The organism is Lysinibacillus sp. NPDC097279, from assembly GCF_044761745.1.
In the GTDB taxonomy this organism is placed as follows: Bacteria; Bacillota; Bacilli; order Bacillales_A; family Planococcaceae; genus Lysinibacillus.
Window position 1 is genome coordinate 1,601,196 of sequence record NZ_JBIWDA010000001.1, and the last position, 18,562, is coordinate 1,619,757.

Sequence of the window (18,562 nt, forward strand, 5' to 3'; positions counted from 1 at the left end):
TTTATGAATAAGGAACTATCAATATGGCGCAATGGTAATTTTATTAAATTTTTTTCTGCTAATACATTAGCCAATTTAAGCAACTGGTTTGATTTTGTGGGAGTACTTATTTTATTTAGGTATACATGGCACGCTGACCCGATGATGATTGCGCTAATTCCTATTATGTATGCCATTCCAAGTATTTTATTAGGACAATTTGCAGGTGTATTTGCAGACCGAAGAAACAAACGGAAAATACTTATTTATTCTGACTGGTTTCGTGCAGCGTTAACTTTGATGCTTGTCTTTACGCCAACACCTTGGCTAGCGTTGCCCATCTTATTTTTACGTAACACTGCTGGTGTGATAAGTCTTCCTGCACAGCAAGGATTAATGAGAAGTATTGTGGATGAAAAAAATATCATGCAAGCCATTACTATTAATGGCAGTCTGTTTCAGTTAGTAAAGGTCATTGGCCCACTTATAGGTGGGTCAGTAGCTGGAATTTTTTCTCCTAATGTATCTATTGCCATAAATGCGATAGCTTTCACTATTTCTGGCATACTGCTTACACGAATTAAAGTCCAAGAAATCGAATCTAATGTGAAAATAGCAGATACACAATCTGGGTTTCTTCGTGCTTGGCAAGATGGGTGGCAAATTGTTTTAAAAAGCAAAGTTCTTTTAGCGAGTATACTATTCGGGATATTTAGCACCTTAACAATCCAAATGATTGACGCACAAATTGTTACATTGTTTAGTGAGGTATTCCCCAGCAAGCCAGCGTTTACCGGCTGGGCAATTTCTGCTATCGGCATTGGTTCCCTTCTTGTAGTCATCCTTCTAACCAAGTTTAAAAAAATCTCTAAATATGGTTGGTTTTTTGGTGTGGGAAGTCTTCTAATTGGTGTAATGACTGGGGGGTTTGGATTCCTATTGCAATACAATTTCATAGTACTTGCTATTATTCTCTCGATTGTTGGTGGAGTCGGCAACGGGTTAATGTTTACAGCCATAAATTATCTCATTCAAACAGAACCCCCTAAGGAAGCGATAGGAAGAGTTACAGGAATAATCGATTCCTTAATGAGTATCCTTTTTATTGCAGGTCCTCTTGTTGGCGGGCTACTCATTACTCAATTAGGGATATTAACTGCGTTTAAAACAATCGGACTTGGACTAACCATTATTGGCATGACTGGTATATTGCTACAACGTCTCATCTGGAAGCAGCCCAAACTGGCAAACATACAAATGAATGTTAATGAGGGAAATGAATCTTGTTAAAGGTGGGTAGGATTAATAAACACCTTTTTCTCACTCCACGTAACTATTAAAATTTCAACATCCCTCCTTTCAAATTGAAAGAAGGGATGTTTTTGTATATGAAAAGTTTTAAAACAATGCAAAGTAATACTTTGATATAGCTCAATATTTACAATTAAATAAACTAATTATAAAAATAGGCACAATAAGGATGAATTTTTTTGTTCAAGCTTTTATAATAGAGTGAGTGAAGACAAAGAGGTGAACGATTTGTTAGATGGTTGGTTTTTATGGTTTATTTTATTTTGGGTAGTCGTCCTTATCTCGCTAATGGCTATTGGCGGATTTTTCATGTTCCGTAAATTTTTAAAAGCATTACCAAAACAGGATGGGAAATCGGATTTAGATTGGCAGGAATTTTATTTAGATAAAACGATTCATTTATGGGGACAACCTGAGAAGGAACTTCTTTATGAGCTTGTGAGCCCCGTTCCTGAGTTATTTAGACAAGTTGCTAAAGAAAAAATCGCAGGAAAAATTGGGGAACTCGCTTTAGAAGAGAAAGCTAAAGCTATTGATAATGACTTAATTATTCGTGGCTATATACAAGCTACACCTAAACGTGACCATAAGTTTTTACGCAAAAAATTAGATCAATTGCAAATTGATGTATCTCCGTATGAGCATCTGTTTGAATAAAAGAGAAAAAGTGTTAGATTGACTTCAATCAATCTAACACTTTTTTGCTATGGCGTTTGTTGACCTAAGGCCTATCGGCGATTTTCCTAGACCCTTAGTCTATAAAGATTATTTAAAAAAATGATCTAATGCTTGATAGTCTTGTTGGTAGCGCCCACCGTCTGCTACTTCTGCATGATACAAAGCCTTTAATGCGTAATTTTTTTGCAAATCCATATCAGCCATTAACTCTTTTAGTCGATCATGTAATTCACGGTTGTCTTTCACTAGCTGCTGCATCTGTGGTTTAAAATATTTCATGTAATAAACTCCTCATTTTTTAACATGCTTCCTAGTATACCACGAATATGCTTTAACATAAAAAAACTACAACAGCACAAGTGCTAGTGTAGTCTTTTCATTACATACTTTTAAGCGGAATTGTTTTTTTGACTTTTTTAAATTGAATAAGCATCGCAATTCGCCATGGAACTAACATAGCAAATGCTAATATCCAAAACATGCCTGCTAACTCGCCGACATCGATTGAGCTACTTAATATCATTTTCGCCACAATACGGAATATTAACAGTCCAACTAAAATAAATACAAACGCTTTTGAACGTTTTAAATAAATATCCTGACCTTTTACTTCAAATTTAGAAGTAGCAATTAAGATTGTCGAGAACACTACGCCTACAGCAGCTGCTTCTAAAATTTGCATTGGGGGTACACGAAATTGCGCAAATAAAAACATTAATGCACCTGAAGACATTGCGATCGGTGGAATAATAATTTTCTTCTCATTTGTAGGTTGTTTGGAAGCTCGCATTCGTACTACCATAACGAAGCTACCCATTATAATGGCCATTATAGTCGAACCTATAACATAATAGTGAGAAGGGATATTGCTTAACATAAAAAATCCTCCTCTGATGTTAAATTAGCAATTTTGACCAACTAATTGGTCTGCTATAGCCCTTAATCTTTCCGGTTCGAAAGGCTTCGTTATAAAATCTTTCGCACCACTTTCAAGCGCTTCTACAATTAATTTTTGTTGACCTAAAGCAGTAATCATAACAATTTTTGCTTTAGGAAATTCTGGGACGATTCTTTTTACAGCCGCAATACCTGTCATTACGGGCATCGTTACATCCATCGTTACAAGATCTGGTTGTAACTCTCGATACAGCTCTACAGCTTCTTTACCATTCACTGCATTGCCGACTACCTCGTAACCCCATTCATTAAACATATTACTGATTGTAACACGCATAAATAGCGTATCATCCACTACTAAAACTGTAGGCACGTATTCATCTCCCTCCACGTTAAAGTACGGTATGCCCTTAAGTTTAGCAGATTAGAAGCCAATAAATCCACCGAAAATAGGCTGTAATAGTCGTGTGATGTATGTTAAACCATCGAAGAATAACAATATCCCAACAGCAATCATTATATAACCGCCGACTTTTACAATTTTTTGACTATGGTTGCGAATCCAACTCATACGTGAAATAAAGAATGATAGCACGAAGAATGGTATTGCAAAGCCTAAATAGTAAGCAAACATATAGCTAAAACCTGAAGAAGGATTTGCTCCAGCTAATGTAATGATAGACATTAAAATAGGACCTGTACATGGTGTCCACCCCGCCGCAAATGCAATACCAATTAAAATCGAACCTAAGTAGCCAGATGGTCGATTTTTAAATTGGAATTTTCGATCTTTCATTAAAAAATCAATTTGAAGTAATCCTACAATCATTAACCCAAAGATCACAATTAAAATAGCGCCAACTTGACGTAACAACGTTTGATAATTGAGGAAAAACTCTCTTGCTAAAGATGCGCCAAGACCAATCATTATAAAAATAATTGAAAATCCTAGTAAAAAGAATAGCGTATGCATTATCGCACGCTTTTGCAACATGCCACGTTCAGATTTTAGCTCATCTAATGTCATTCCCGTTATGTATGATAAAAATGCTGGATACAGTGGGAGTGTACACGGTGAAATGAAGCTTAAAAAACCTGCGCCAAACGCTAAAAATACGTTAATATCAGTTTCCATATTTTTCATTCTCTCCTTACAGTTACTGCATCCATCGTACCAAAAAACAATGGAAATTGCGCCCTTTACGCTTGTGAACGTTTCATGACGAATAACTACAAAAAAAGCGAAATTTCGATATGTTTTCAAATGTACTTCTGAAGTATGCGCTCGCATCGTTTTTCTGTCAACGAAATTCACTATTACATTAGAGGTTAAAACAGTCTTCCATAGTATTTCGCATGTATTTCCTACTTCTCAGAACCCTCCCCTCACTACAAAAAAAGCATTGAGAAATCTATTCTCAATGCCAATGATTAAAACTATTTAATTATTTTATGGAATCATCCAAGCTAGAACATTACTTTGTAAGAAAGTAAGTATACAAATAAATAACAGCAACATCACACTATACTTTAACGCAAAACGTATCAATTCTGACTCTCTACCGACAAGACCAACCGCCGCCGCTGCTACTGCGATAGACTGTGGCGATATCATTTTCCCCGTCACACCTCCTGATGCATTAGCAGCAAGTGCAAGTACAGGTTCCATGCCAACAGATTCAGCAGTTATTTGCTGTAACTTGGCAAATAGTACATTTGAAGATGTATCAGAACCCGTTATAAATACACCTAGCCAGCCTAGTACTGGTGCGAAGAATGGGAACAATACGCCTGTTTTCGCTAACACTAAAGCTAATGTAGTCATCATTCCAGCAGTATTTGTGACATAAGCATATGCTACTACACTACAAATCGTAATCAGTGGATACTTAATTTCATTTAATGTTTCAACAAATGTTTTGCCCCATTCGTGCCAAGAAACTTTAAATATAAATTTCGTAACGATTGCAGCTAAAAATATTGCTGTGCCAGCTGCTCCTAACAGCTCTAGTTTATAAAAAGCAGCTAGTGGTTCCTCTGTAGTGCCATTTAATACTTGATTATGTAAAAGCGGTACTTCTGCTGTAAATGTTACAGCTTGTCCTACTGCATTGATGCCTTGTAAAATGACATTTGTACCGTTATAATTTCCCGTTAAAGCACTTTTGACTACTGGTATTCCCCAACAGGAAATAAAAGCTGTCAAGATGATAAAGGGTGACCAAGATTTTAAAATTGTGCCTCCGCTAAATGATTTTATTGCCTGTGGATCAGTTGTCGCTTTTAGTTCTGAAGCAAATCGATAAATCGTTTTAGGCTGCCAAAATTTCATAAAAACAGCTAGTGCAAAGAGCGAAACTAATGCAGATAAAACGTCCGGTAATTCAGGGCCTAAAAAATTCGAACTTAAAAACTGTGTAAGTGAAAATGAGATACCTGACACTAAAATGGCTGGCATTACTTCCCACGCTTTTTTTAAGCCAGTCATGATTAACACTAAAAAGAATGGAATAAATACTGCCAAAAACGGTAATTGCCTTCCTACCATTTTTGAAATTTCAAATGCGGCGATACCTGTTGGCCCTTCCATTGCAGTAATCGGCACACCGATGGCACCGAATGCAACTGGCGCAGTATTAGCAATTAAACAAAGTCCTGCAGCATACAACGGGTTAAAACCAAGTCCAACTAATAACGCAGCTGATATAGCAACTGGTGCACCAAAACCGGCCGCGCCTTCTAAAAAAGCGCCAAATGAGAATGCTACAAGTAATGCTTGAATACGTCGGTCTTCCGTAATAGATAAGACAGAATGACGAATGATATTAAAATTTCCTGTTTTCACCGTGATATTGTATAAGAAAACAGATGTTATAATAATCCAGCCGATTGGTAATAGACCATAAACAGCCCCCTGTGTAGCGGACATGATTGCAGTCCCTACCGGCACTTTAAAAGCAATAGTTGCCAAAATTAAAGAGACAAGCAATGTCGTTACACCAGCCATATAACCTTTCATTTTTTTAATCGCTAACGCCCAGAAAAAATAAAGAATAGGAATAACTGCGACAATTGCAGACCAAGCTAAACTACCCCCAACAGCTGTAAAATTTTGTGTAAATGTCAAGTTACATACCCCCAAATAAAAATTTCCCGCAAATTAATGACTGAAAACACACAACAAACCTCACTTTGATTCATTGCCGAGTTGCAAGCCAAATGCTTCCTGCTCACACCTACGCATCGTCAAAACCTTTGTAGAAACTACAAATGAAAGTTATCCCTTTAGCAACACCTACTAAATATTACAAAACCATATAATTTTTCTAAGCCCCCCCAAACAATAATAGATTAGGTCATCTGATGATTATATGATAAAATTATATTAACTATATTTTAAAAATTCAATATTTTTTTAAAATCCTTTTTAGCTTAATGAATCAGACATTAGCGCATAGTTTACATGAACGGACATTTTAAACGATTTACTTTTAACAGTGAGTAAAATTCGATTCATCATGTATAATAAAATTATTATGTAGAGCAATCGATTGACATGAATGAGGTGTAGCTCCGTGGAATTAAAGAAAATTAAACAAAAAAAAATATATGAAGAAGTATCAGAAATGCTCTATGAAAAAATTCGAGCTGGTGAACTAAAACCAGGAGATCGTCTTGATTCAGTAGAGCAACTTGCTGAACAATTACAGGTTAGTAGATCTGCCATTCGAGAGGCATTATCCGCCCTAAAAGCGATGGGCTTAATCGAGATCAAACAAGGTTCTGGGACTTTTGTAAAGAGTACTCCTCCCCAAAAGCTAGAGTTCCCATTTTCAACATTAACTTTAACAAATAAAAAAGATATTTCACACTTACTAAAAGTTCGAAAAATTATCGAAGTGGGTGCTGCCGCGAGTGCTGCCATCCATCGAACAGAAGAAGATTTACAAGCAATGCTTCGTATTTTAGATGATATGAAACTTGCACAAGGTGATGGTGAGCTAGGCGAAAAAGCAGACTTCCAATTTCACGCAGCAATTTCTGCTGCCTCTCAAAATCCCCTACTAGCAACAATATTAGACCAAATATCTGGATTAATGATTGACACGATGAAAGAAACACGCCGCATTTGGCTATATTCGAAAAAAACAACAAGTGAAAAATTATATGATGAGCATATGCAAATCTATCTTGCTATTAAGCAACAAAATGAAGAGCTAGCAAAGCATGCGATGTCTTCCCATTTGAGTAATGTCGAAGAAGTTTTAATGCAATACTTTGAAACGAATTATTAAATAAATGTAGCTATCTATACAATATGGGTAGCTACTATTTTTTTGAAAATTTGAAATTAACACTTTCAACTTTCCAAAAGGTTGTAGTATTATTAAAACAATCTATTTACATACCAAGTCATCTGATGACCAGTTGATTAATTATTGGAATAGGAAATTATCACATAAGGAGTGATGAGCATGAAAGTAACACTATTTGCAACTTGTTTAGTGGAAATGTTTCAAGGTGATGTAGGAAAGGCTGTCGTTGAAGTTTTAGAAAGACTCGGCTGTGACATCGACTTTCCAGAAAATCAAATTTGCTGTGGACAGCCTGCCTACAATAGTGGCTACGTCCAAGAATCTAAAAATGCTATGAAAAAAATGATTACAGCTTTTGAACATGCAGAATATGTTGTCTCCCCTTCTGGCTCTTGTGCCTATATGTTTAAAGAATATCCTGAAGTTTTTAAAGGCGATCCCATTTGGGAACCTAAAGCGCAGGCATTAGCAAATAAAACGTACGAGTTCACTGAATTTATTGTCGATGTTTTACAAATTGAAGATGTGGGTGCCCATTTAGAAGGTAAGGCTACATTTCACACTTCTTGCCATATGACGAGATTGCTTGGTGTGAAAGAAGCCCCTATCAAATTATTAGGGCATGTGAAAGGCTTACAATATGTTGAGCTCCCAGGAAAAGAGCGCTGTTGCGGTTTTGGTGGCACATTTTCAGTAAAGATGGGCAATATTTCTGGAGAAATGGTCAGTGAAAAAGTACAAAACGTAGAAGAAACGGAAGCAGATATTTTAATCGGTGCTGATGCTGGCTGTTTAATCAATATCGGTGGTCGAATTGAAAGACAAGGAAAACCAATTAAAGTGATGCATATTGCGGAAGTGCTAAACTGCCGATAATTGCACTTAAAGGAGGATAATCGTATGGCAATGAAAACAAGCGATGATCGGTTTAACCAGCGCGTAACAAAAGAGCTAGAAAATACATTTATGCGTGGCGCGGTATCAAGTGCGCAAGAACGCTTTCAAACACGTCGTTTAAAACAAGCAGATGAGCTTGGGCACTGGGAAGAATGGCGGTCCCATGGCGAGGAAATTCGTCAACATGTACTTGCCAATCTAGACTATTACTTATTTCAACTCAGTGAAAATGTAGCAAAGCGTGGTGGACATGTATATTTCGCTAAAACGGCTGAAGAAGCAACAACCTATATCCAACAAATTGCAATAGAAAAGCAAGCCAAAAAGATTGTAAAATCGAAATCAATGGTAACAGAAGAAATTAATTTAAACCCAGCCCTTGAACAACTCGGCTGTGAAGTAATTGAAACAGACCTTGGGGAATATATTTTGCAAGTTGGAGATCATGAACCGCCATCTCATATCGTCGTACCTGCATTGCATAAAAATAAAGAACAAATTCGTGACATCTTTAAAGAAAAACAAGGCTATGACAAAACAGCAAAACCAGAAGAACTCGCACTGTATGTTCGTGAAAAACTGCGCAACGAGTACTTAACAGCAGATATTGGTATTACTGGCTGTAACTTTGCCATCGCAGAAAGTGGCTCAATTACGCTCGTTACAAATGAAGGAAATGCTGACTTAGTAACGGCTTTACCTAAAACGCAAATTACAGTTATGGGAATGGAACGTATTGTACCTACATTTGAGGAAATGGAAGTGCTTGTAAGTTTATTAACAAGAAGTGCTGTTGGGCAAAAGCTGACAAGTTATATTACTACGTTAACAGGTGTAAAAGATGAGGGCGATACAGATGGACCTGAAGAATTCCATTTAGTCATTGTCGACAATGGCCGCTCTAATATTTTAGGTGGTGAATTCCAACCTATACTGCAATGCATTCGTTGTGCAGCATGTATCAACGCCTGTCCTGTATACCGCCACGTTGGGGGGCATACATATGGTTCGATATACTCTGGACCCGTCGGAGTCGTACTATCACCACTTTTGGGAGGTTATGATGATTTCAAAGAGTTACCATATGCATCTACTTTATGCGGTGCTTGTACAGATGCGTGCCCTGTCAAAATCCCATTGCATCAGCTAATACATCGACACCGTCAGGTTATTGTTGAAAATGAAGGAAAAGCTCCAGTGTCTGAAAAGCTCCTCATGAAGGCGTTCGGCTTAGGTGCTTCATCCCCTACTTTATACAAGATGGCGACGAAAATGGCATCCCCAGCGATGTCGCCTTTTACAAAGGATAATAAAATTTCAAACGGTCCTGGGCCATTAAAGGCATGGACCGAAGCTAGGGATTTCCCTGCACCGAATAAGGAGAACTTCCGTAGCTGGTTTAACAGCCGGACGAAAGGAGAGTCTGAATAATGGCAGGAAGTATTCTAAATCGAGAAACATTTTTATCTACTATCGCCAAGCAACTCGGACGAGCACCAAAAACAGAAATAGTGAAGCCAATTTGGCAATATCAACCTCAAGACCGTGTTTTAAAAGATGCTACTAAGGATGATTTAGTAGTCGTGTTAGAGGCGCAATGTAAAAATATTAATACAAATATGGTCATTACTAATACAGCGAATCTAGCTACAAATCTCCAAGCAGTCATAGATATCTACGGCGGTCACTCTGTCATCACATGGCAAGACGAACGCTTTGAAGGCTATGGATTAACACATTTAATGCAAACTCAATGGCCACAATCAAATATCCAGCTTTATGTATGGAATGAGACGCAGCCAGAGGAAAATATTCGACAAGCGGAAAAAGCAAACATCGGTATAACAATTAGTGAGATGACATTAGCTGAATCTGGTACCGCTGTGCTATTTAGTGATAAGCATAAAGGAAGATCAGTTAGCTTTTTACCCGAAAAGTCGATTATTTTAATTCCTAAAAGTACAATCGTGCCACGCATTACTCAAGCAGCTCGATGGATTAGCAAAAAAGTACAAAATGGAGAACATATTGCTTCATGTATTAATTTTATTACGGGGCCAAGTAATTCTGCAGATATCGAAATGATTCCTGTCGTCGGTGTCCATGGCCCAATTAAAGCAACTTATATCGTTATCGAGGATCAATAAACATCTGACAGGCATGCACGGGAAACTATGCATGCCTGTTGTTATGATGAAATTTATATTATGGCAAATAGAGCTGACGATTTCGTTAGTCAAAATATTGTAATTGACAGAAAATCCTTCATTAGCGCCAGTAAAGCCCGCTTCCGCTAGTTGCATACGCCCTACTTGTAATTAGTTCGCTACTCTTTCTGCCAACGTCGTATCATCGTAAAATTCTGGATGCGCTTGTTTTAAGACAGCCTTGCGTAGTAAGACAAGTGTCATTACGACAATAATTGCACTTGTGACAAGTAAAATACCAGTTGCTGGTAACTTATCGTACAAAATACCATAAATGAGCATACCGATTGGCATCATCGACATAGCCATCGTTTCCATTAGGCCAACTACTCGACCTCGATACTCCTCGGAAATAAGCTTTTGCATAAAAACACCTAGTGGCATATTTACACCCATCTCAAAAACAGCAAAGATAAAATATAATCCTATATAATAGCCAACAATCATGGAATATGAAAGATTTGTCACTAAAGGGATTACCGCAAATGCTAAGCTACTTGATAGCAACAATAAACTAATTTTAGAAAAACGAAGTGGTACTTTAATTTCTGCACGTGTTGCAAAATAGATGGAAGCTACTAGCATGCCAAGTGCACCTGAAGCTTCGATAAAGCCAAAATGAGTAGAATCGATCTTCAGTAATTCAATAATCACATACGTTCCACCAACTACGATTGCAGAGAAAAATAAATTTATCCATAGTGATAGCCACATTACTACTGTAATGACTTTATGTTGCTTAATATAGCTAAATCCACTCACAAGCCCTTTCCATATCTTTTCGGTTTTAGCGTTTTCCCCTATTGTACTGTACAATTTAAAATTCATCGTTGCCTCTAAGCAAAAGGCAATCATGTAGGCTATCATATGCACAATTAAAAAAACTTTCATTGAGAAAAATCCATACATCATCCCACCGATAACTGGCCCCCCAATCGCTGCTACGGACATTGACATTTGATTAAATGACATTGCACGTTGTAAACGTTCTGGATTGACAAGAATCGCGATAGATGAAGTAAATGTTATGCCTGAAAATGCAGAACAGAGCGTATACAATACTGTTGTCACATATATCGCATTGACGGACATACCAAATATTTCTGTATATAGTAGTAAACCTGCCATCGTCAAAATCGTCCCAGCTTGCGCTAATAATATTGTTCGTTTTTTTGAATAATTATCGGCTACATAACCAGCTAATGGTGCTACTAGTGCTCTTGGGAGTATGGAACAAATCATATTTGTTGCAAAGCTTGTGGCAGAACCTGTCATGGCTAAAATATACAAACTAATACCAAAGGACAACACATGTGAACCTAACATTGCAATCATTTTACTCGCTGTAAACGTCCACAAATGATAGGTCGCCTTTTTATATTTTGCTGCTTCATCCATCAAAAAACCCCTCCGTATTTCAATTAAATTTAAAAGTTTAATTTTATTAAACAAAATATACCACGTTATTTCCTTTTCATGCAACAAAAAGTTTAATATAATTAAATAAACCGTAAATTTCATTGTCACCCTGGCGCTGTTAGTCGTTTTGGAAAATGTATAGACTTTGTGAAGAATAGTTATTATTGTTAATAGTGGAGAAAGGAGGCGAGGAAGTGGACTCTTTAGGCATGCGAATTCGTAAATTACGAAAAGAAAAAAAATTAACATTAGAGGCTCTTGCTGCCGATCGTCTAACTAAAGGTATGCTAAGCCAAATAGAAAATGATAAAGCGAAGCCATCTATGGAAAGCTTAGACTATATTGCGGAACGACTTGGCGTGAAAGCAAGTGAATTACTTGAACAAGTAGCATCTTCTGATATCCGTCATCTTTTAGAGCAAGTAGAAGCTATGTTTGCCGAGGCCGAGCTTGGTGATGCAAAGCACCATCAGCACCTCGTAGATATCATTCACCCGTACATAGACGATTTACCTCTTAGCTATGAAGCTGGGCGATTATTATATATTTATGCAAATGCGCAGTATGTGGCTGGTCTCACAACATGGGAGCAACCGCTACAACAGGCACGGCAAATATTTAAAGAAATCAATTTGTGGAGCCATTGGTTTAAAACCTATATGCTGCAGCTCGGTATTCTATCAGAAAATCGTCGATATGATGAAGCTTATCATTGTATTTTACAAGTGAAGGCAGAAATCGACCTTGAAAACTATCAGCTAGATTCTCGTGATATGGGAAAATTGGCTTATTATATTAGCATTTTTCAGTTAGCCATTGGTGAGCATGAAGCGGGTAAAAAATTAATTAACGAAACCATTGAACACGCGCATCAAAACCAATTGTTTTATCATATTGATGACTTATATCGTATTGGTTCCTATTGCGCCATGATTGATGGTGACTTTGAGCAGGCAGATCAAATGATGATGAAGTTGGAGCAGTATCGTATTTTCGTTGAACAAGCTGATGTCGATGCTTTTATATACGTCTTAAAAGCACATTATTATAACAATTATAAAGAGGAATATGAGCAAGCGTTAGTTGAAATTGAACAATTACATGCACTTACAAATTCAACAAAAATAGATAAAAACTTCTATTACGCTGAAAAAGGAAAATCATTGTATTTACTTGGTCGCTATTCAGAAGCACTTGCCGCATTTAATCATTTAACAGAGATCCCCATTTTAATTGTGCACCCATATGATTTACTGAGTATGAATGAATGTTTCTCCTATAAAGCGCTTTGCTACGCTCAGTTTGGAGAGTTAACAACGGCTTACGAAATTGCCAAAACTGCATATATGGATTCGAAAGGTTTAGTCGACCTACCTTATAAACAAAAAATTGAAGAAACGTATTTTAAGATTAAAGCACAAATCGATTCTAGACAATAGATTAAAGAACCTGTAAAAGTGCGGAATGCTGCTACGTGTGGATGCTTTCGTCTACACGTTAAAAGGACTTGTAGATTACTCTACAAGTCCTTTTTGTTACGCAGATTTATGATGTGCTTTTCTTATTTCTATAATTTTCGAACCAGAAAATAACAATAAAGCTAGCCATATAATACTGAATGCCAGCAGTTCTACTTGACTGAATGGTTCTTTATAAAGTACCACGCCTAAAATTAAAACAATTGTTGGCGCTACATATTGTATAAAACCTAATAAGTAAAGCGGAATATTTTGAGCACCTTTAGCAAATAAAACTAGAGGCACTGCTGTCACAATACCGCTAACAATCATTAATACATCTGTATGGATATTCACGTGTAAGAAAGATGCTTGGCTTGTTGAAAATAAATAAATGTAATAGCCTAACGCAAATGGAAGAATAAACATAGTTTCGATGGCTAGACCCCTTGTCGCATCAAGTGTAATTTTCTTTTTCAGTACCCCATAAATAGCGAACGTTAAGGCAATTAGAATAGCCACCCAAGGTACTGTACCATAATTTACTGTTAATATAATAACCGCAATAAACGCGATGGCTGTAGCAACCCATTGTGCACGACTTAACGACTCTTTAAAGAAAACAACCCCAAAAATAACCGACAATAGTGGATTAATATAATAGCCGAGGCTTGTCTCTATTAAATGCTCGTGGGTTACAGCCCAAATATATAAATACCAATTCATTGAAATGACAAAAGATGCGCCAGCTAACTGCCAAAAAATCTTCTGATGTGTCCATAAATATTTTAAATCTGCTAGTAAATCTTTGCGCATACCGAGAATAATGACTGCTAGCACGGTAAAGACGAAGGACCATATTACACGGCCTAATAAAATTTCCATACTTGGCACATGCTCAAGTAATTTCCAGTAAAGTGGGAATGCTCCCCAAATGGCATAGGCAAAAAACGCTGCCAATACACCTTTTTTCTCATTTGACATTGTCTTTAATTCTCCTACTCTTTTTAAATCGATTACGACTCTCTTGTAATTTCACAAGATTGCCGTTTATTCATAATGTGAAAGAATAGACTAATTATAGGACTTTGACTGGCTACTGTAAATGCACAATTTTACTATTAACATATTGTTTATTGCTTAAACACCTGACATTACGCTTTATTTTCGCTTTCAAGCTCAGAAATATATTTTCGCACCATACTATAACTAATTTCAGGATTAATTTGACGCTTAATACGAATATGAATTTCTTTTATACCTACCCCCTGCTCCCGCATATCTCGAATCATTGATTTTAAAGGACCTGAAAGAGATTCCCTAGACAGGGCGGTATATTTACTAAGCTCAATTAGCAAGTCGGTATTTTGTCGGCGGAGCTCCTTCAATTCGTCGACGACACAATTATATTCTGTTAGCTTTTTTTGTAATACCGCATTTTGTTGTGTCAATTTTTGCATGTCTTCTTTTAGCTTCGCATTTTGTTTTTTTAAATTTTTTCGCTCTTGCTCCAATACAATTTGCTTTTCATCTAAATCAATATGGACGGCATTATACAATTCTTCAATATGCATTAGCTCTTTATAGCGGCTTTGCGTTAACATCATAAGTGTTTCTGTCGATTTGACAGCAAGTGTGCCATCTTGCATTTTTTCACATGTTAATGCTGATAAATCCATTTTGTTCGTCATATTTTTCTCACTCCATTACTAAATTGTTCGTGTAATGGGATTGCTTTGTTTAACATCCTTCAGCTTCCTTTTATATGATAATCATTCTCATTTATCTTATCATAATGAGAAAAGCACATTTTGTCAAAAATAAAAAAGCTCCCTGTATAAAAGCAAGGAGCCTTTTTTAAATTTGCTCTTATTACTGCAAAATAGAAAGAATCCATTTTTCTTAAAATGGATTCTTTCTTTAGGTATACTATTGTGCTACATAACCACCGTCAATGACAACAGCTTGTCCTGTAACGCTTTTAGCTCGATCACTTGCTAAGTATAGCGCATAGTCTGCAATTTCGCTTACATCTAATAATTTTTTCTGAGGCACTTGAGCTAAAATAATATCTTCAAGCGCTCTATCTTCTGGAATATTACGTGTTTTTGCTAAATCAGCTATTTGACCTCGTACAAGCGGTGTATCTACATAACCAGGACATAAAGCATTTACTGTGATACCATGTTTTGCACCTTCTATAGCTGCAACTTTAGTTAAACCGATAACACCATGTTTTGCACTGTTGTAAGCAGCCTTGCCAGCAAATCCAATTAAACCATTAATCGAAGCGATGTTGATAATACGTCCAAAACCTTGTTCTTTCATAATAGGAAATACATTTTTAATTAAAATAAATGGTGCAACTAACATAATTTTTTGCATTAATTCAAATTTTGCAGTTGGAAACTCTTCTATTGGAGAAACGTGTTGTAAACCAGCATTATTAATAACGATGTCAACAGAACCGAATTTTTCCTTAGCTGTTTGAACTAAGTTTTGAAGTTCTTCTTCGCTCGTAACGTCCGCTTTCACACCAATCGCTTGAAAACCTTCTTGAATTAGAGATTCTGCAGATTCTACTACCATTTCTTCATTGATATCAGAAAGAACTACTTTTGCTCCGAATTGTGCAAAACGTTTGCCGATTTCAAATCCAATTCCGCGACCTGCACCTGTAATAATAACTACTTTATTTTTAACATTAATGAATTCAGACATAATATATTCCTCCTAAATTTTTTTAAGCTAACATCGTTATTAAACTAAACCTATTGCAGCTAAGAGAATTCCAACTATCAAAGCAATTGTAGGAATGAAAAACGCTACAACAAATACATCTTTATAAGTTTCTTTATGAGATAATCCTGTAACAGCCAGTAAAGTTAATAATGCCCCATTATTAGGAAATATCGATGCACCTGAGGCAATAGCAGCAATTCTGTGTAAAGCGCCAGGACTAATCCCTGTCGTTTGGGCAACGTTATTAAACGTATCTCCTAAAGTTGAAAGAGCAATACCCATACCACCAGAAGCAGATCCCGTAATGATGGCCATAATTTGAACAGCTAAACCTTCAGCAATTAATGGATTATCAGAAATACCTAACAGCCATGAAGTGATGTTATCGAATGCAGGCACAATGGCAATAACTGAGCCAAATCCTACCGCCGCACTTGTATTTAAAATAGCCATGACAGAGCCTTTACCACCGTCATTAATAGATGGAATAAATTTTTTATAATCCTTTAAGTTAAGAATCATGATACATAAGACCCCAACTAGTAAAGCAATGACAGCATCTAACTTAACAATATTTAATAGCACAACGACAACGACAAGTGGAATCAAGGAAATAATCCAATGAGGGACTTTCTGATCTCCATCAGTTGTCATGTGCGTACTATTTTCTGGTTCTGTATACCCTTCGCCTTGAGCGGCAAACTTTTTCGCTCTATATGCTAACCAAAGATATCCCCCAACAGCCATTATAATTGTGGCAGCAATGCCAATGATTGATCCTGATGTAGGAGAAGTTTTAAAGTAATCCATTGGAATCAAGTTTTGGATTTGTGGAGTCCCTGGTATAGATGTCATTGTAAATGTAAATGCTCCAAGTGCAAACGTTGGTACAAGTAATTTTCTTGATACATTTGCTTCACGAAATAGTTGAAGCGCAATTGGATAAATAGCAAATACAACTACAAAAAGACTAACACCACCATAAGTTAGTAACGCAGCAGCAATTAATACACCAAGTATAGCTCTCTTTTTACCAATTAATTGAGTAACCTTTTGAGCTACAGATTTTGCAGCGCCTGTATCCTCCATCAATTTTCCGAAGACGGCTCCTAATAAGAAAATAGGGAACCAACTTTTTACGAAATTAACTAACCCTTGCATATACGTACCTGTATATGTGTCAAGTACATTTAAACCGTTAAGAACTGCAACAACACCCGCTACAAGGGGCGCAACCCATATGATAGACCATCCAAGATACGCTAAAGCCATTAATAGGACTAGTCCAATAATAATACTTAACAAATAGTTTCACCTCTTTCCTTAAAGCTAATATTGTTTATCAACTATTTGATAAGATATAATTACCAAAAAGTATTAAATTTATTTGACCAATGTATACCTTGACCAAATAGAAACTTTTGTAACTATCCTGTAGTTACATCTCGTAAACAATATAATCCTAAGAAAGGACAACTAAATGTATATTTAGATTGCCATTTTATTTAAGTTGTTAATTCTCGTGAAATATATATTTCACAAAAATATTTTTTTACTGGAACGTATTGTATTATCTAAGATGCAAAACAAGTATGTTACAAAAATTTGAACATTAATGTTATATCCGAATAAAGTATAACGCTGACGAATTTATTAGTAAAACGAATAATACGAATAACATTAATGAATAAAAAGAATAAATAGGTGTAAATATGGAACTACGTGAATTAAAATTATTTTTAGAAGTGACGAATTATAATAGCTTTACGAAGGCTGCTGAACATTCATACTTATCTCAATCTTCCTTGAGTAAAGCTATAAAAAAATTAGAAGAAGAACTACAATTGGAGTTATTTGATCGATCAACAAGACATATGCAATTGACTGAAGCAGGTAAAATTGTTTATAACCAGAGTCAAAAAGTATTCGAAGTGATTGAGGAGTTGAACGTTCAATTAGATCAATTTCGTGAAATAGCTACTGGCGAAATTAAACTAGGTATTCCTCCGCTAATTGGGACATTGTTTTTTTCTGAAATTGCTCGAAATTTTGAAGAACGATATCCAGAAGTATCTTTAATATTAATTGAACGTGGGGCTAAGGTGATTAATCAACTTGTCGAAGAAGGTACAATTGATTTAGGCATTGTAGTCTTACCCGAGGATGAATCTAAATTTAATATTACTCCGTTTATACAGGATAGCTTTGTGCTATTTGTAAATGAGGAGCATAGGCTTGCCCATAAAAAAAGTATTAAATTAAAAGAATTAAAAGATGAAAAATTTATCGTTTTTACAGAAGATTTTGCTTTGCATGATTTTATGATTGAAGCTTGTCAAGCAGCTGGGTTTACGCCAAACATTGCACTCAAAAGTTCACAATGGGATGTTATGATTGAAGTAGTAGCATCCAAATTAGGCGTTACAATTTTACCGAATTCAATTTATAATAAACAAACAAATAAGAATGTCAAAATTATACCAATTGAAAAACCTGCCTTACTCTGGCGTTTGGGAGTCATTACAAAAAGAAATTCACATAAACCTTTGGTATTAAGAGAATTACTCAATTTATTGCCAACTTTGGAATTTACAGCACTCCAATCGAATGAAGATAGATAATTCTCCTTTTGTGTAATAAAAGCTCAACTAACTAGTAA

At 36.2% G+C, this 18,562-nt stretch carries 18 protein-coding genes; 8 read left to right on the top strand and 10 right to left on the bottom strand.

Features of this window, described 5'->3' with window-relative positions:
• The first annotated feature begins 3 nt into the window (after positions 1 to 3).
• The gene (locus ACIQ1H_RS08070) at positions 4 to 1,269 is read left to right on the top strand and encodes an MFS transporter (protein WP_402887918.1); all 1,266 of its coding nucleotides are present in this window, start codon (positions 4 to 6) and stop codon (positions 1,267 to 1,269) included.
• Positions 1,270 to 1,518: 249 nt separating this feature from the next.
• Positions 1,519 to 1,947 carry a DUF2621 domain-containing protein gene (locus ACIQ1H_RS08075; protein ID WP_172771918.1) on the top strand — a complete coding sequence of 143 codons (429 nt, stop codon included), beginning with the start codon at positions 1,519 to 1,521 and terminating at the stop codon, positions 1,945 to 1,947.
• Between the two features lie 108 nt (positions 1,948 to 2,055).
• Here the strand turns inward: ACIQ1H_RS08075 and ACIQ1H_RS08080 are convergent, their stop codons facing one another.
• The 5 genes from ACIQ1H_RS08080 to ACIQ1H_RS08100 form a co-directional block, all read right to left on the bottom strand.
• Complete coding sequence (locus ACIQ1H_RS08080; RefSeq protein WP_337981512.1) at positions 2,056 to 2,247, bottom strand: hypothetical protein; 192 nt, start codon at positions 2,245 to 2,247, stop codon at positions 2,056 to 2,058.
• Positions 2,248 to 2,347: 100 nt separating this feature from the next.
• Complete coding sequence (locus ACIQ1H_RS08085; protein WP_172771158.1) at positions 2,348 to 2,845, bottom strand: CcdC family protein; 498 nt, start codon at positions 2,843 to 2,845, stop codon at positions 2,348 to 2,350.
• Positions 2,846 to 2,869: 24 nt separating this feature from the next.
• Complete coding sequence (locus ACIQ1H_RS08090; protein WP_172771157.1) at positions 2,870 to 3,256, bottom strand: response regulator; 387 nt, start codon at positions 3,254 to 3,256, stop codon at positions 2,870 to 2,872.
• Between the two features lie 33 nt (positions 3,257 to 3,289).
• A complete protein-coding gene (locus tag ACIQ1H_RS08095; RefSeq protein WP_172771156.1) occupies positions 3,290 to 4,000 on the bottom strand; it encodes a cytochrome c biogenesis CcdA family protein in 711 nt (236 codons plus the stop codon).
• A 315-nt stretch (positions 4,001 to 4,315) separates the two neighbouring features.
• Positions 4,316 to 5,992, bottom strand: coding sequence for an L-lactate permease (locus ACIQ1H_RS08100; RefSeq protein WP_402887921.1), 1,677 nt, complete (start codon positions 5,990 to 5,992; stop codon positions 4,316 to 4,318).
• Positions 5,993 to 6,440: 448 nt separating this feature from the next.
• Between ACIQ1H_RS08100 and ACIQ1H_RS08105 the strand changes: the two genes are divergently transcribed.
• The 4 genes from ACIQ1H_RS08105 (at position 6,441) to ACIQ1H_RS08120 (ending at position 10,225) form a co-directional block, all read left to right on the top strand.
• A complete protein-coding gene (locus tag ACIQ1H_RS08105) occupies positions 6,441 to 7,160 on the top strand; it encodes a FadR/GntR family transcriptional regulator (protein ID WP_402887922.1) in 720 nt (239 codons plus the stop codon).
• A 180-nt stretch (positions 7,161 to 7,340) separates the two neighbouring features.
• Entirely contained in the window at positions 7,341 to 8,057 is a 717-nt protein-coding gene (locus ACIQ1H_RS08110; protein WP_402887924.1) for a (Fe-S)-binding protein, read from the top strand.
• 24 nt (positions 8,058 to 8,081) lie between these two features.
• Positions 8,082 to 9,509 carry a LutB/LldF family L-lactate oxidation iron-sulfur protein gene (locus ACIQ1H_RS08115; RefSeq protein ID WP_172771152.1) on the top strand — a complete coding sequence of 476 codons (1,428 nt, stop codon included), beginning with the start codon at positions 8,082 to 8,084 and terminating at the stop codon, positions 9,507 to 9,509.
• On the top strand, positions 9,509 to 10,225 hold the full coding sequence (locus ACIQ1H_RS08120) for a LutC/YkgG family protein (protein WP_402887926.1): 717 nt from the start codon (positions 9,509 to 9,511) through the stop codon (positions 10,223 to 10,225). The genes ACIQ1H_RS08115 and ACIQ1H_RS08120 overlap by 1 nt, the downstream gene beginning before the upstream one ends.
• A 171-nt stretch (positions 10,226 to 10,396) precedes the next feature.
• Here ACIQ1H_RS08120 and ACIQ1H_RS08125 read toward each other — a convergent pair whose 3' ends face one another.
• The gene (locus tag ACIQ1H_RS08125; protein WP_402887927.1) at positions 10,397 to 11,683 is read right to left on the bottom strand and encodes an MFS transporter; all 1,287 of its coding nucleotides are present in this window, start codon (positions 11,681 to 11,683) and stop codon (positions 10,397 to 10,399) included.
• 215 nt (positions 11,684 to 11,898) lie between these two features.
• On the opposite strand from ACIQ1H_RS08125, the gene ACIQ1H_RS08130 reads away from it, so the two are divergent.
• Positions 11,899 to 13,143 (top strand): helix-turn-helix domain-containing protein, encoded by a 1,245-nt coding sequence (locus ACIQ1H_RS08130; protein WP_402887929.1) that lies wholly within the window; start codon positions 11,899 to 11,901, stop codon positions 13,141 to 13,143.
• 96 nt (positions 13,144 to 13,239) lie between these two features.
• Here the strand turns inward: ACIQ1H_RS08130 and rarD are convergent, their stop codons facing one another.
• The 4 genes from rarD to ACIQ1H_RS08150 all read right to left on the bottom strand — a co-directional run bounded on the left by rarD (position 13,240) and on the right by ACIQ1H_RS08150 (position 17,208).
• Positions 13,240 to 14,145, bottom strand: a complete 906-nt coding sequence (rarD, locus tag ACIQ1H_RS08135; RefSeq protein WP_402887930.1) for an EamA family transporter RarD — start codon at positions 14,143 to 14,145, stop codon at positions 13,240 to 13,242.
• Positions 14,146 to 14,315: 170 nt separating this feature from the next.
• The gene (locus ACIQ1H_RS08140) at positions 14,316 to 14,852 is read right to left on the bottom strand and encodes a kinetochore Spc7 family protein (RefSeq protein WP_402887932.1); all 537 of its coding nucleotides are present in this window, start codon (positions 14,850 to 14,852) and stop codon (positions 14,316 to 14,318) included.
• Between the two features lie 238 nt (positions 14,853 to 15,090).
• Positions 15,091 to 15,882 (bottom strand): 3-hydroxybutyrate dehydrogenase, encoded by a 792-nt coding sequence (locus ACIQ1H_RS08145; protein WP_402887933.1) that lies wholly within the window; start codon positions 15,880 to 15,882, stop codon positions 15,091 to 15,093.
• 39 nt (positions 15,883 to 15,921) lie between these two features.
• The gene (locus ACIQ1H_RS08150; RefSeq protein WP_402887935.1) at positions 15,922 to 17,208 is read right to left on the bottom strand and encodes a GntP family permease; all 1,287 of its coding nucleotides are present in this window, start codon (positions 17,206 to 17,208) and stop codon (positions 15,922 to 15,924) included.
• 407 nt (positions 17,209 to 17,615) lie between these two features.
• Between ACIQ1H_RS08150 and ACIQ1H_RS08155 the strand changes: the two genes are divergently transcribed.
• Entirely contained in the window at positions 17,616 to 18,524 is a 909-nt protein-coding gene (locus ACIQ1H_RS08155; RefSeq protein WP_402887937.1) for a LysR family transcriptional regulator, read from the top strand.
• Positions 18,525 to 18,562 lie beyond the last annotated feature (38 nt).